This is a genomic window from Ectopseudomonas khazarica (genome assembly GCF_017915135.1).
Taxonomy (GTDB): domain Bacteria; phylum Pseudomonadota; class Gammaproteobacteria; order Pseudomonadales; family Pseudomonadaceae; genus Aquipseudomonas; species Aquipseudomonas khazarica.
Genome location: NZ_CP068551.1, coordinates 2,183,635 through 2,197,209, shown reverse-complemented (window position 1 = coordinate 2,197,209; position 13,575 = coordinate 2,183,635). Strand labels below are relative to the sequence as shown.

The window sequence follows — 13,575 nt, the reverse complement described above, 5'->3', positions numbered from 1 at the left end:
AGGGTGGATGACGCGTCATCCAGCCACCGGCTTCGGGTGGGAAACGCTGCGCGGCTTCCACCTTCCATGTTGTAGTAGCGGTCGGGCGACGTATCGCTTCAGCCGCGATCTGGACTGGGCAAGAGCATCGCGGCTGAAGCCGCTCTTACGGAACCGAGAAGGACAACAAGAACAATGAGCTACGACTCCGTATTCCGACCCGGCCTGTTCGCAGGCCAGACCATCCTGGTCACCGGTGGTGGCAGCGGCATCGGCCGCTGCGTGGCCCACGAACTGGCCCATCTCGGCGCTCACGTGGTGCTGGTCGGGCGCAAGCAGGACAAGCTGGAAAACACCGCGGGCGAGATCATCGAAGATGGCGGCAGCGCCAGCTGGCATGTCTGTGACATCCGCGACGAAGACAGCGTGAAGGCCATGGTCGCCACGCTGATCGAACAGCGCGGGCGCATTCACCAGCTGGTCAACAATGCCGGTGGGCAGTTCCCGGCGCCGCTGATCGGCATCAACCAGAAAGGCTTCGAGACCGTGGTGCGCACCAACCTGGTGGGCGGCTTCCTGGTGGCCAGGGAAGTCTTCCTGCAGAGCATGAGCAAGCACGGCGGCGGCATCGTCAACATGCTCGCCGACATGTGGGGCGGCATGCCCGGCATGGGCCACTCGGGCGCGGCGCGGGCCGGCATGGAGAACTTCACCAAGACCGCCGCCTACGAGTGGGGCCACGCCGGCGTACGGGTCAACGCCGTGGCACCCGGCTGGATCGCCTCCAGCGGCATGGACACCTACCCCGAATCGATGAAGAACATGATCCGCAACCTCAAGGATCACGTACCGCTGCAACGCATCGGCAGCGAGTCCGAGGTGGCCGCGGCCATCGTGTTCCTGCTCAGCCCCGGCGCCAACTTCATCAGCGGCAACACCATCCGCATCGATGGTGCCGCCAGCCAGGGCACCCGCGCCTGGACACTGGGCAAGGCGACGAACAGCGAGTCGTACAACGGTTTCCACCGAGCCTACGTGCCCGACGTACTGAAAGACCAGGAGTAAGGCGATGCCTGTGATCCAATCGGAAATCGACGTACATGGCGACGCCTTCGCGCAGAACCGCGAGGCCATGCTGGCGGCCATCGCCAGCTTCCGCGACGTGGAACAGAAGGTGCTCGACAAGGCCCAGGAGGCCAAGGCCAAGTTCGACAAGCGCGGCCAGCTGCTGCCCCGCGAGCGCATCAGCCTGCTGCTCGACCTCGGTGCGCCGTTCCTCGAACTGGCCTCGCTGGCCGGCTACAAGCTGCACGACGACAAGGACGGCAGCCAGGCCGGTGGCGGGCTGATCGCCGGCATCGGCTACATCGCCGGGGTGCGCTGCCTGGTGATCGCCAACAACAGCGCGATCAAGGGCGGCACCATCTCCCCCACCGGCCTGAAGAAATCCCTGCGTCTGCAGCAGATCGCGGTTGAGAACAAATTGCCGGTGGTGACCCTGGCCGAGAGCGGCGGCGCCAACCTCAACTACGCCGCCGACATCTTCGTCGAAGGCGCACGCGGCTTCGCCAACCAGGCGCGCATGTCCGCCATGGGCCTGCCGCAGATCACTGTGGTGCACGGTTCCAGCACCGCCGGCGGGGCCTACCAGCCAGGGCTGTCGGACTACGTTGTGGTGGTGCGTGGCAAGGCCAAGATGTTCCTCGCCGGCCCGCCACTGCTCAAGGCCGCCACCGGCGAGATCGCCAGCGACGAGCAACTCGGCGGCGCCGAGATGCATGCCCAGGTCGCCGGTACCGCCGAGTACCTGGCCGAGAACGACGCCGATGGCGTGCGCCTGGCCCGCGAGATTCTCGCCATGCTGCCGTGGAACCAGCAACTGCCTGCACGCCCGGCGAAAACCTGGCGCGAGCCGCTGTACCCGGCCGAGGAGCTGCTCGGTCTGGTACCAGCCGACGCCAAGAAGCCCTATGACGTGCGCGAAATCATCGCGCGCATCGCCGATGGCTCGGCGTTCCTCGACTTCAAGAACGAATTCGACAGCCAGACCGTCTGCGGCCACCTGCAGATCGAAGGCCAGGCCTGCGGTTTCATCGGCAACAACGGCCCGATCACCCCGCAGGGTGCGGCCAAGGCGGCGCAGTTCATCCAGCTGTGCGAGCAGAGCAATACCCCGATCCTGTTCTTCCACAACACCACCGGCTTCATGGTCGGTACCGAGTCGGAACAGCACGGCGTGATCAAGCATGGCTCGAAGATGATCCAGGCGGTGGCCAACGCCACGGTGCCCAAGCTCACCATCGTCGTCGGCGGCTCCTACGGCGCCGGCAACTACGCCATGTGCGGACGTGGCCTCGACCCGCGCTTCATCTTCGCCTGGCCCAACAGCCGCACCGCGGTGATGGGCGGCGCCCAGGCCGGCAAGGTGCTGCGCATCGTCACCGAGGAGAAACACGCCAAGGAAGGCAAGGAGGCCGACCCGAAGATGCTCGACATGCTGGAAACCGTTACCGCGCAGAAGCTCGACAGCCAGTCCACCGCGCTGTACGGCACCGCCAGCCTGTGGGACGACGGCCTGATCGACCCGCGCGATACGCGCAAGCTGCTGGGCCTGTTGCTGGATATCTGCGCCGAAGCGAGCCTGCGTCCGTTGAAGACGAGCAGCTTCGGCGTCGCCAGATTCTGAAAAACCCAGGGCGGGTGCAACCCGCCGCCAGCCCCATTCGATACGGAGCACAACAACAATGATCTTCACCCAGGAACACGAAGAACTCCGCCGCACCGTCCGCAACTTCGTCGACAGGGAAATCAACCCGCATGTCGATGAATGGGAGAAGGAAGGTCGTTTCCCCATCCACGACATCTTCAGGAAAGCCGGCGAACTGGGTCTGCTGGGCATCTCCAAGCCGGAGCAGTTCGGCGGCATGGGCCTGGACTACAGCTACTCGATCGTCGCCGCCGAGGAGTTCGGCACCATCCATTGCGGCGGCATTCCCATGTCCATCGGCGTGCAGACCGACATGTGCACGCCCGCCCTGGCCCGCTTCGGCTCCGACGCGTTGCGCGACGAGTTCCTGCGCCCGGCCATCAGCGGCGAGATGGTCGGCTGCATAGGGGTTTCCGAGGTCGGTGCCGGCTCCGACGTGGCCGGTCTGAAGACCAGCGCACGCAAGGACGGCGACGACTACGTGATCAACGGCAGCAAGATGTGGATCACCAACTCGCCATCGGCGGACTTCATCTGCCTGCTGGCCAACACCAGCGACGACAAGCCGCACGTCAACAAGTCGCTGATCGTGGTGCCGATGAAGACGCCGGGGATCAGCGTCAGCCCGCACCTCGACAAGCTCGGCATGCGCAGCTCGGAAACCGCCCAGGTGTTCTTCGACAACGTGCGCGTGCCGCAGCGCTACCGCATCGGTCACGAAGGCGCCGGCTTCATGATGCAGATGCTGCAGTTTCAGGAGGAACGCCTGTTCGGCGCGGCCAACATGATCAAGGGCCTGGAGCACTGCGTCGACAGCACCATCGACTACTGCAAGCAGCGCCACACCTTCGGCCAACCGCTGATCGACAACCAGGTCATCCACTTCCGCATGGCCGAGTTGCAGACCGAGATCGAAGCCCTGCGTGCCCTGGTCTACCAGGCCACCGAGCAGTACGTGAAGGGGCGTGACGTGACCCGCCTGGCATCGATGGCCAAGCTCAAGGCCGGTCGCCTGGGCCGCGAGGTATCCGACGCCTGCCTGCAGTACTGGGGCGGCATGGGCTTCATGTGGGACAACCCGGTGTCGCGCGCCTACCGCGACGTGCGCCTGGTCAGCATCGGCGGCGGTGCCGACGAAATCATGCTCGGCATCATCTGCAAGCTGATGGGCATCCTGCCCGGGAAGAAGAAAGCCTGAACGCAGGGTGGATCACGCCTTATCGATCCACCCTGACGGTGGACGTAAGAAGCGACGTCCAGCCTACGCGCCGAAACGCCATTGCCGTGCGGCGGGTTCCACCCGCCCTACACCGAGGTATGCGATGAACGACCTGCCCCACTGCGAAACCCTGCTGCTGAACCTCGAGAACGGCGTGCTGCACGTCACCCTGAATCGTCCGGACAGCCGCAACGCCATGAGCCTGGCCATGGTCGGCGAGCTACGCGCCACCCTGGAAGCCGTGCGCCATGAGCCGGAGGTACGCGCCCTCGTCCTGCGTGGCGCGGACGGCCACTTCTGCGCCGGTGGCGACATCAAGGACATGGCTGGCGCCCGTGCCAGAGGCGGCGACGCCTACCGCGAGCTGAACCGCGCCTTCGGTGCGCTGCTGGAGGAGGCCCAGGCCGCACCGCAGGTGCTGGTGGCCGTACTGGAAGGCGCCGTGCTCGGCGGCGGTTTCGGCCTGGCCTGCGTGTCCGACGTGGCCATCGCCGCCAGCGACGCCAGATTCGGCCTGCCTGAGACCACGCTGGGCATCCTGCCGGCGCAGATCGCCCCGTTCGTGGTGCACCGCATCGGCCTGACCCAGGCCCGCCGCCTGGCGCTGACGGCCGCCCGTGTGGACGGCGCCGAGGCGCTGCGCCTGGGCCTGGTGCATCACTGCGAGGCCGACGCGGCTGCGCTGCAACAGCGCCTGCAGGACACCCTGGCACAGATCCGCCAGTGCGCGCCGCAGGCCAATACCCAGACCAAGGCGCTGCTGCTGGCCAGCGAACGCGAGGCGCTCGGCCCACTGCTCGACCGCGCGGCCGAACAGTTTGCCGCCGCCGTCACGGGCGCCGAGGGCGTCGAAGGCACCATGGCCTTCGTGCAGAAACGCAAGCCGAAATGGGCGCAATGATGGCTTGGACGGCCTGACACCGCCGTCCTTTAGGAGCAACCGCTGGGTGGCTGTCGCTTTTCACATCCGCCCGCGCACGTACCACACACGGTGGATCGAGACAGCGCGATCCACCCTACGAACATCGTGGCCCGGATGAAATCCGCGGATCGCCGCACAGGAGCACGAAGATGCCCGCATTCAACAAGATCCTGATCGCCAACCGTGGCGAGATCGCCTGCCGGGTGATGCGCACCGCCCTCGAGCTCGGTTACCGCACCGTTGCGGTCTACTCCGAAGCCGATGCCGACGCCCGCCATGTGCAGCTGGCCGATGAGGCGGTGTGCATTGGCCCCGCCCAGGTGAGCCAGTCCTACCTGCGTATCGATGCCATCATCGAGGCGGCGCGCCGGACCGGCGCCGACGCCATCCACCCCGGCTACGGCTTCCTCTCCGAGAACGCCGATTTCGCGCGTGCCTGTGCAGACGCCGGCATCGCCTTCATCGGCCCGAGCGTGGACGCCATCCACCTGATGGGCAGCAAGCGCCTGTCGAAGATCGCCATGCTGGAAGCCGGCGTGCCGTGCATTCCGGGCTACGAAGGTGCCGCCCAGGACGACGACACCCTGGCCAGCGAAGCCGAGCGCATCGGCTATCCGCTGATGATCAAGGCCAGTGCCGGTGGCGGCGGTCGCGGCATGCGCCTGGTGCAGGCATCCGCTGAACTGCTGGCGCAGATTCGCACGGCCCGCTCGGAGGCGCAGAACGCCTTCGGCTCCGGCGAGCTGATCCTCGAACGCGCGGTGATCCGCCCGCGCCACGTCGAGATCCAGGTGTTCGGCGACACCCACGGCAATATCGTCTACCTCGGCGAGCGCGACTGCTCGGTGCAGCGCCGCCACCAGAAAGTGGTAGAGGAAGCGCCCTGCCCGGTGATGACGCCCGAGCTGCGCCGCGCCATGGGTGAAGCCGCGGTGAAGGCGGCGGCCTCGGTCAGCTACGTCGGTGCCGGCACGGTGGAGTTCCTGCTCGACGCCAGTGGCGAGTTCTTCTTCCTGGAGATGAACACCCGGCTGCAGGTGGAACACCCGGTCACCGAACTGATCAGCGGACAGGACCTGGTGGCCTGGCAGATTCGCACCGCTGCCGGCCAGCCACTGCCGCTGCGCCAGGAGGAAATCCGCCTGCAGGGTCACGCCATCGAAGTGCGCCTGTATGCCGAGGATGCCGCCGCCGGCTTCCTGCCACAAACCGGCCAGGTTCTGCGCTGGGAGCCGGAGCTGCTGCCGGGTGTGCGCATCGACCACGGCCTGCTCGAAGGCCAGGCCGTCACGCCCTTCTACGACCCGATGCTGGCCAAGGTCATCGCCTACGGCGAGACCCGCGACGACGCCCGGCGCAAGCTGGTGCGCGCCGTGGAGCGCTGCGTGCTCCTCGGCGTCAACGGCAACCAGCGTTTTCTCGCCAACCTGCTCGAACACCCGCAGTTCGCTGCCGGCAACGCCACGACGGCGTTCATCGCCGAACACTTCGAGAACGATCCCAGCCTGCAGCCACACAGCGCCAGCCTGGCCGAGCTGGCCATCGCCGCCGCCCTGCTCTACCAGGCTTCAGCAGGCGCGCGCGCACATCAGCCGGGGCTGTCCGGCTGGCGCAACGCGGGCGGTGCACCCTGGCGCTGCGTGCTCAAGCAGGGCGAGCACAGGCATGCCGTCGAGCTGGCGGTCGCCGCCGGCGGCCCTCAGGCACAACTTCGCGTGAGCCGGGGTGACGAGCAGCTGTGCCTGCGCCTGCTGGCCAGCGACGGACGCTGGCTGACCCTGGAGCTGGACGGCGTGCGCCGCCGCCAGGCTTATCACCACGAAGGCGAGCACCTGTGGCTGTATGGCGAGCAGGGCAACCTGGAACTGCTGGACGTCACCCACGAACCGGCCGGGGGCCAGAATGCCGCCAGCAGCGGTGCGGTGAAGGCGCCGATGGACGGCGCCATCGTCGACGTCCTGACCAGCGAGGGCGCCAGCGTCAGCAAGGGCCAGCTGCTGCTGGTGCTGGAAGCCATGAAGATGGAGCACCCGCTCAAGGCGGGTGTCGATGGCATCGTCCGGCGGATCGGCGTCAGCCAGGGCGACCAGGTCAAGAGCCGTCAACTGCTGGTGGAAATCGAAGCTTCAGAAACCTGATGCGAGGTGGATGGCACTGCATCCATCCGCCCCGACACCACCCGGGTGGGTGAACGGAACGTCATCCGCCCTACGACAACAACGAGCCCCGGAGCACTCCCATGTCACTTTCTGCCAAGACCCTGTTCATTACCGGCGCCAGCCGTGGTATCGGCCGTGAAATCGCGCTCAAGGCCGCCGCCGAGGGCGCCAATATCGTCATCGCGGCCAAGAGCGCCGAACCGCATCCCAAGCTGGAGGGCACCATCTTCAGCGTCGCAGCCGAAGTCGAGGCCGCTGGCGGCAGGGCGCTGCCCCTGCAACTGGACGTACGCGACGAACAGGCCGTGGCAGCCGCCATGGCCCGCGCAGCCGAGCATTTCGGCGGCATCGACGCGCTGGTCAACAACGCCGGCGCGATCAAGCTGGTGGGGGTGGAGCGGCTCGAACCCAAGCGCTTCGACCTGATGTACCAGATCAACACCCGCGCCGTGATGGTCTGCAGCCAGGCCGCCCTGCCCTATCTGAAACAGAGCGCCGGTGGGCATATCCTCAACCTGTCGCCGCCACTCAACCTCGACGCCAAGTGGTTCGCCCAGCATGGTCCCTATACCGTCACCAAGTACGGCATGAGCATGCTGACCCTGGGCATGAGCGAGGAATTCAAGAAGTACGGCATCAGCGTCAACTCGCTGTGGCCGAAGACCATGATCGCCACCGCCGCCATCGAGTTCGAGCTGGGCAGCCGCGACGCCTTCAAGCGTGCGCGCACCCCGGCGATCATGGCCGACGCGGCCCGTGCGATCCTGGCGAGCGAGGGCCGCAGCATCAGCGGACGCCTGCTGATCGACGAGGACATCCTGCGCGAACAGGGCCAGAGCGATTTCGAACAGTATCGCTTCGACCCCGCAGGCGACAGCCTGATACCCGACCTGTTCGTCGACTGAACACTGCGGCCCTTCGTAGCCCGGATGCAATCCGGGGATTGGCTCTCGGGTCGTCCCGGATTGCATCCGGGCTACGGCTGCACGCGGGCCCATGGCGGAGCGGACCTGCTCTGCCACCTGGGCGCGCCCTGAAGAGCGACGCCTATTTGCCGATCTGCCCTCGCCCGCATGCGCCAGGGCCATGGCTGCGCCCAGCCAGGCCAACTAGAGTCAGGCCTCGCGTCCCACGACTGACACCCCAAGTGCGAGCCCCATGAGCCAAACCGATCTGATTTCGCCCATTCGCTTCCTGGCCCACCTGCCGCAGCACCTGCCACGCGTGCCGCGCATGCTGCGTGGCCTCTACTACGCCGGCATCCGCAACCGCGAGAAGCCGCTGTCACTGGCCTGGGCACTGCAACGCGCCGCCCGGCATCACCCCGAACGCCCGGCACTGATGGACGAGCAACGCCAGATCAACTACCGCGACTTCAATGCCTGGGCCAACCGCCTGGCCTGGGCGTTCAAGCGCGAGGGTGTCAGGCATGGCGACGTGATCGCGGTGATGCTGGAAAACCGCCTGGAGCTGCTGGCGATCCTCGCAGCCCTGAGCAAGCTCGGTGCCGTCGGCGCACTGATCAACACCACCCAGCGCGGCAAGGTCCTGGCGCACAGTTTCAATCTGGTCGAACCGCGCCTCCTGGTGATCGGCGACGAGCTGCTCGGAGCCTTCGAGGAAATCGCCGAGCACCTGCACGACCCGCATGCTCGCCGCTACTGGGTAGCCGATCAGGACTGCCTGGTCGATGCGGGACGGCCGCCGAGCGGCTGGGCCAACCTCATGCAACTGGGCAGCGGCCAGGCGCAGGACAACCCACCGGACAGCCTGCGCGTACGCATGAAGGATGCCTGTTTCCTGATCTACACCTCCGGCACCACCGGCCTGCCCAAGGCCTCGATCATGAGCCATGGCAAGTGGATCAAGGCATACGGCGGCTTCGGCCACTCCGGCCTGACCCTCAACGCGCACGACGTGCTCTATCTCACCCTGCCCTGCTACCACAACAACGCCGTCACCGTATGCTGGAGCGCGGCGCTGGCCGGCGGTGCCGCCATTGCCCTGCGGCGCCGTTTCTCCGCCAGCGCCTTCTGGAGCGACGTGGCGCGCTACCGGGCCACCTGCTTCGGCTACATCGGCGAGCTGTGCCGCTATCTGCTCAACCAGCCCGTGCACCCGGCGGAGCAGGACAACAGCCTGCGCTGCATGATCGGCAACGGCCTGCGTCCGTCGATCTGGGCCGAGTTCAAGCAGCGCTTCGGCGTCCGGCAGATCACCGAGTTCTATGCCTCCAGCGAAGGCAACATCGGCTTCACCAACGTGTTCAACTTCGACAATACCGTCGGCTACACACCGGCCACCTACGCCATCGTGCGCTACGACCTGGAGAACGACTGCGTCCTGCGCGACGCGAAGGGCTTCCTGCACAAGGCCGACAAGGGTGAAGCAGGCCTGCTGATCAGCGAGATCAGCGCCAAATGGCCCTTCGACGGCTATACCGACCCGGCCAAGAGCGAGTCGGTGATCCTGCGCAATGTGTTCAAGCAGGGCGACGCCTGGTTCAACACCGGCGACCTGATGCGCGATATCGGCTGCAAGCACGCGCAGTTCGTCGACCGCCTCGGCGACACCTTCCGCTGGAAAGGCGAGAACGTCTCCACCACCGAGGTGGAGAACGTGCTCGGTGCCTTCCCCGGCGTGGAAGACGCGGTGGTCTACGGCGTGGAGATTCCCGCCACCAACGGCCGCTGCGGCATGGCTGCACTGCGCCTGACGCCCGGCAGCGATCTCGATGGCGCAGCGCTGGCGAGCTACCTCGACGCGGAGCTGCCGGCCTACGCCGCGCCCCTGTTCATCCGCCTGCTCGGCGAAGTGGAGACCACCGGTACCTTCAAGTACAAGAAAACCGATCTCAAGCAGGCTGGTTACGATCCGGCCCGGAGCGACGACCCACTCTACGTGCGCCTGCCCGACACTGCGCACTTCCAGCGCCTGGACAGCACGCTGCACGCGGCCATCGTGCGCCAGGACTATCGTTTCTGATCAGGGTTGCCGGACGGGTAGCGTCAATCCTGCCGCCTACTGCTTGAACTCGAACTGCACCTCGGCGCCTTCGATCGAATCCCAGTAATCGTCCTCGCGCTCATTGCTGATCAGTCGACCGCTGATCTGGAATGGGCTCTGCAGTTCGGGCTTTTCGCCAAACAATGGCGGCAGCAGCGGTGCAAGATCCTCGCGGGTTTCGCCCTCCAGGGCCTGCGCGAACAGCTCCTGCGGCACGCTCAGGTCCAGTGCTGGCGTCGATTCGGACTTGGCTCGAGGCGCCTTGCCGACCTCGGCCTTGGGCTTCGCGGCAGGCTGCGGCTCGGCACGGGCGGGCGTGGCTTCGACCGCCTCGGCCGCTAGCTGCGCGTCGACAGGCGCTATGCTGGCCACCTCGACTGCTGGCGCCTCGACGGCAGACTCGACCACCAGCGGAACGGATTCCGGCCGTTGCGCGACGGGGTTTGCCGCACGCTCGCAGGCGCTCAGCAAACCCAGGCACAACAGCAACAGAACGGACTTACGCATCATGGGACAACGGCAACTCTGTGAATGAGACAACCATGCTCCTCCGACCGGACATGGCTGGCAAGCCGACTTACATGACCTTTACCTGACATCAGTCTTGCGGCGGTTGCGTGGCCAGATGCGTCAGTTCGGCCTCGATATCCAGCTGCGGGTAGTCAGCCTGCAACTTTTCGTACAGCAGCTGGGCCTTGTCCCTCTCCCCCGCTCGACGCAGCTCGAGCAGGCGCAGCAAGGCCTCGCGCGGCTCGCTCTGAACGACCAGCTCGGCCAGCGGTTCGCTTGCAGCGGTGCTGGCCATCGGGGCATCGGCCAACGCCGCCGGGGCGACCGGGGCGGCCTGGCGTGCCATGACCTCGCTCTTCATGCGCTCTCGCGGCTCGGCCATACGCGCCACCGACTCGTTCTCCGCCGCACGCTTGGCGGCCATCTGCGCCGGCGGCGCCGGGCTCATCACCACGCTCGGCGGCACGCTGTCGAAGGCCTCCGGCGTCTGCTCCAGCGTGCGCCAGGTCAGGCTGACGCCGATGCCCAGGCAGGCCACACCAGCCAGCGCCACCGACCAGCGTTGCCGACCGCTGCCGAACAGCCACTGGTGCAGGCGCTGCCCCCAGCCGGCCTCGGCCGCAGCCGCGCCCTTGGCGTCGCGCGCGGCCGCGCTGGCCGCCATCAGGATGCGTGCATCCAGCTCGGCCGAGGGCTCGCCACTGCCGTGGGCACGGAAATGCGCCAGCAGCGCCTGTTCGTGCTCCAGAGGTTCTCGTTCATCTGTCATGCGGACAACTCCTCGCTGGCCAGCAGCCGGCGCAACTTCTGCAGGGCGTAGCGCAGACGGCTCTTGACCGTCTCGGCCGGCGTGCGGGTCAACTCGGCAATCTCGTTCAGTTCCAGGTCGCCATGGGCGCGCAGCAGGAACACTTCGCGCTGCTCCTCCGGCAAGTCGGCCAGCGCCGCCTGCAGCCGCTCGCTGTCACGCGTCAGCCCCCAGTGCTGCTCCGGCCCGGGCTGCGGGTCAACCTGGGCATGCTGGCCCTCATCGTAGGGCTCGTGCCCGGTCTGCTGCCGCCCGCTCTTGCGCCAGTGGTCGATCAGGCGATTACGCGCGATCTGATACAGCCAGGTCTTGAACAGCACGGCCTCGCGCTGCTCGCTCTGGCTGCGCACCAGGCTCATCCAGGTTTCCTGGAACACTTCCTCGGCCAGGGCATGCTCGCCGCACAGTCCGAGCAGGAAGCGAAACAGGCCTAGCCGATGGCGCTGGTACAACGCGTTGAAGGCCGCGGCATCGCCGCGGCGGTAACGCCGCAACAAGGCGGCGTCGTCATCCGTGAGAGGTGCGATCACTGCAGGGCTCGTGTCTGGGTCGAGCCGGAAGTTTGCAGGCTCTGGGCGATTTCGGCCAGCTGAATGAACTCGCCACGCAGACCAAAGCGATCCTCGCCCTTGGCCGAGCGGGCCAGCTCGATACTGCGCGCCAGGTCGAAGTCCCCGGTGTAGCGACCACCCTTGAGCTGCTGGGCGAACGCCGCCACCGCCGCAGCAAAGCGCAGGTCTTCGCTGGCAGTGGCGATCGGCTGCGCCTGCGCGCGCAGGATGGGACGCTCCAGCAGACGGCTCGTCGACGTGCCAGGAGCCTTGTAGCGAATGCGCAACCAGGCCAGTTCACCCGCGCCGCTCTCCGGCTGCGTGCGCGGCTGGTAGCGCAACGGCTCCAACCAGCCCTTGGCGCCGGCCGGAACGATCTCGTACAGCGCGGTGACGCTGTGCCCGGCGCCGATCTCGCCCGCGTCGACCTTGTCGTTGCTGAAGTCCTCGCGCTTGAGTGCACGGTTCTCGTAACCCAGCAGGCGATACTCGCTGACCTGCGCCGGGTTGAACTCCAGCTGCAGCTTCACGTCGCCTGCCACTGTCACCAGCGTGGAACCGAGCTGGTCGACCAGCACCTTGCGTGCTTCACGCAGGTTGTCGATATAGGCGTAGTTGCCGTTGCCGGCATCCGCCAGCTGCTCCATCAGGCGTTCGTTGTAGTTGTCCACGCCAAAGCCCAGGGTCGTCAGGGATACCCCGGTCTTGCGCTTGTCCGCAGCCAGTTGCTTGAGGCTGTCGAAGTCACTGATGCCGACGTTGAAGTCACCATCGGTGGCCAGCAGGATGCGGTTGATGCCGTCCTTCATCAGGTGTTTCTGCGCCTGCTGGTAGGCCAGTTGAATACCCGACTCCCCCGCCGTCGAGCCGCCGGCCGTCAGCTGCTCGATGGCGCCACGAATGGCCGCCTTGTCGCTGCCCGGCGTGGAGTCCAGCACCACCTGGCTGGCACCGGCATAGGTCACCAGCGACACACGGTCTTGCGGGCGCAGCTGGTCGACCAGCAACTTCAGGGTGCCCTGCACCATCGGCAGGCCCTCCCGGCGGTGCATCGAGCCGGATACATCGACGAGGAACACCAAGTTGGCCGGCGGCATCTCCTCGACGCGGCGATCAGACGCCTTGATGGCAATACGCAGCAGGCGGGTCTGCGGGTTCCAGGGTGTCACCGCCAGTTCGGTGCTGACGCCGAACGGCGCATCGCCCTGGGGCAACGGGTAGGCATAGGGGAAATAGTTGACCAGCTCCTCCAGGCGCACCGCATCCTGCGGCGGCAACTGCCCGCCGTTGAGGAAGCGTCGCACGTTGGCGTAGCTGCCGGTGTCGACATCGATGCTGAAGGTGGACACCGGCGTCTCGCTGACGGCGAAGACCGGGTTGTCGGCGTAGGCCTGGTACTGCTCGCGCGACTCGTCGCGATAGCCTGGCGGCAGGACATCGGCGAGAGGTGCAGGCGCATGGGCGAGCTGCGCCATGCGCTTCTGGCTCGGCTCGGCGAGCATCTCCAGCGCGGCTGCCGGCTTGGCCGCGCGCTCACGCAGGACCGGTGCGGCTTCGGCTTTGCTGGCCTGCGCCTCGGGCTCCGGCCCGGAAGCACTGCACGCTGCCAATGCCAGCAAGGCACCAGCCGAGAACCCGACGGCAAGCGGGCGAACGAACGACGAACGATGGGGGGACATGTGGCACCTCCTGGGCAATGGCACGAGACCTTCGC

Annotated in this window: 11 protein-coding genes; 7 read left to right on the top strand and 4 right to left on the bottom strand. The window is 66.7% G+C overall.

The window, feature by feature from the left end:
* Positions 1 to 174: 174 nt before the first annotated feature.
* The 7 genes from JLK41_RS10360 (at position 175) to JLK41_RS10330 (ending at position 9,971) form a co-directional block, all read left to right on the top strand.
* On the top strand, positions 175 to 1,044 hold the full coding sequence (locus JLK41_RS10360) for an SDR family oxidoreductase (protein WP_179554004.1): 870 nt from the start codon (positions 175 to 177) through the stop codon (positions 1,042 to 1,044).
* 4 nt (positions 1,045 to 1,048) lie between these two features.
* Positions 1,049 to 2,665, top strand: coding sequence for a geranyl-CoA carboxylase subunit beta (gene atuC, locus JLK41_RS10355; protein WP_134677829.1), 1,617 nt, complete (start codon positions 1,049 to 1,051; stop codon positions 2,663 to 2,665).
* Positions 2,666 to 2,723: 58 nt separating this feature from the next.
* A complete protein-coding gene (atuD, locus tag JLK41_RS10350) occupies positions 2,724 to 3,884 on the top strand; it encodes a citronellyl-CoA dehydrogenase (RefSeq protein ID WP_037054351.1) in 1,161 nt (386 codons plus the stop codon).
* 124 nt (positions 3,885 to 4,008) lie between these two features.
* On the top strand, positions 4,009 to 4,806 hold the full coding sequence (atuE, locus tag JLK41_RS10345; RefSeq protein ID WP_210390957.1) for an enoyl-CoA hydratase/isomerase family protein: 798 nt from the start codon (positions 4,009 to 4,011) through the stop codon (positions 4,804 to 4,806).
* Positions 4,807 to 4,976: 170 nt separating this feature from the next.
* Positions 4,977 to 6,965: an acetyl/propionyl/methylcrotonyl-CoA carboxylase subunit alpha gene (locus tag JLK41_RS10340; protein ID WP_210390956.1), complete on the top strand. Its 1,989-nt coding sequence runs from the start codon at positions 4,977 to 4,979 to the stop codon at positions 6,963 to 6,965.
* A gap of 101 nt (positions 6,966 to 7,066) precedes the next feature.
* Positions 7,067 to 7,891 carry an SDR family oxidoreductase gene (locus tag JLK41_RS10335; protein WP_210390955.1) on the top strand — a complete coding sequence of 275 codons (825 nt, stop codon included), beginning with the start codon at positions 7,067 to 7,069 and terminating at the stop codon, positions 7,889 to 7,891.
* Between the two features lie 253 nt (positions 7,892 to 8,144).
* Complete coding sequence (locus JLK41_RS10330; RefSeq protein WP_210390954.1) at positions 8,145 to 9,971, top strand: long-chain-acyl-CoA synthetase; 1,827 nt, start codon at positions 8,145 to 8,147, stop codon at positions 9,969 to 9,971.
* 36 nt (positions 9,972 to 10,007) lie between these two features.
* Here JLK41_RS10330 and JLK41_RS10325 read toward each other — a convergent pair whose 3' ends face one another.
* From JLK41_RS10325 to JLK41_RS10310, 4 genes are all read right to left on the bottom strand, one after another.
* Positions 10,008 to 10,499 (bottom strand): hypothetical protein, encoded by a 492-nt coding sequence (locus tag JLK41_RS10325; protein ID WP_425321849.1) that lies wholly within the window; start codon positions 10,497 to 10,499, stop codon positions 10,008 to 10,010.
* A gap of 91 nt (positions 10,500 to 10,590) precedes the next feature.
* Positions 10,591 to 11,271, bottom strand: coding sequence for a hypothetical protein (locus tag JLK41_RS10320; RefSeq protein ID WP_210390952.1), 681 nt, complete (start codon positions 11,269 to 11,271; stop codon positions 10,591 to 10,593).
* A complete protein-coding gene (locus JLK41_RS10315) occupies positions 11,268 to 11,840 on the bottom strand; it encodes an RNA polymerase sigma factor (protein ID WP_179553996.1) in 573 nt (190 codons plus the stop codon). Before JLK41_RS10315 ends, JLK41_RS10320 begins: the two co-directional genes overlap by 4 nt.
* A complete protein-coding gene (locus JLK41_RS10310; RefSeq protein WP_134677819.1) occupies positions 11,837 to 13,540 on the bottom strand; it encodes a vWA domain-containing protein in 1,704 nt (567 codons plus the stop codon). The genes JLK41_RS10315 and JLK41_RS10310 overlap by 4 nt, the downstream gene beginning before the upstream one ends.
* Positions 13,541 to 13,575 lie beyond the last annotated feature (35 nt).

Bases quoted from the DNA above. Each gene is read 5' to 3' on its own strand.
- JLK41_RS10340 (WP_210390956.1), top strand. From the start codon at position 4,977: ATGCCCGCATTCAACAAGATCCTGATCGCCAACCGTGGCGAGATCGCC.
- JLK41_RS10310 (WP_134677819.1), bottom strand. From the start codon at position 13,540: ATGTCCCCCCATCGTTCGTCGTTCGTTCGCCCGCTTGCCGTCGGGTTC.
- JLK41_RS10360 (WP_179554004.1), top strand. From the start codon at position 175: ATGAGCTACGACTCCGTATTCCGACCCGGCCTGTTCGCAGGCCAGACC.
- atuC (WP_134677829.1), top strand. From the start codon at position 1,049: ATGCCTGTGATCCAATCGGAAATCGACGTACATGGCGACGCCTTCGCG.
- JLK41_RS10330 (WP_210390954.1), top strand. From the start codon at position 8,145: ATGAGCCAAACCGATCTGATTTCGCCCATTCGCTTCCTGGCCCACCTG.
- JLK41_RS10320 (WP_210390952.1), bottom strand. From the start codon at position 11,271: ATGACAGATGAACGAGAACCTCTGGAGCACGAACAGGCGCTGCTGGCG.
- JLK41_RS10335 (WP_210390955.1), top strand. From the start codon at position 7,067: ATGTCACTTTCTGCCAAGACCCTGTTCATTACCGGCGCCAGCCGTGGT.
- JLK41_RS10325 (WP_425321849.1), bottom strand. From the start codon at position 10,499: ATGCGTAAGTCCGTTCTGTTGCTGTTGTGCCTGGGTTTGCTGAGCGCC.
- atuE (WP_210390957.1), top strand. From the start codon at position 4,009: ATGAACGACCTGCCCCACTGCGAAACCCTGCTGCTGAACCTCGAGAAC.
- atuD (WP_037054351.1), top strand. From the start codon at position 2,724: ATGATCTTCACCCAGGAACACGAAGAACTCCGCCGCACCGTCCGCAAC.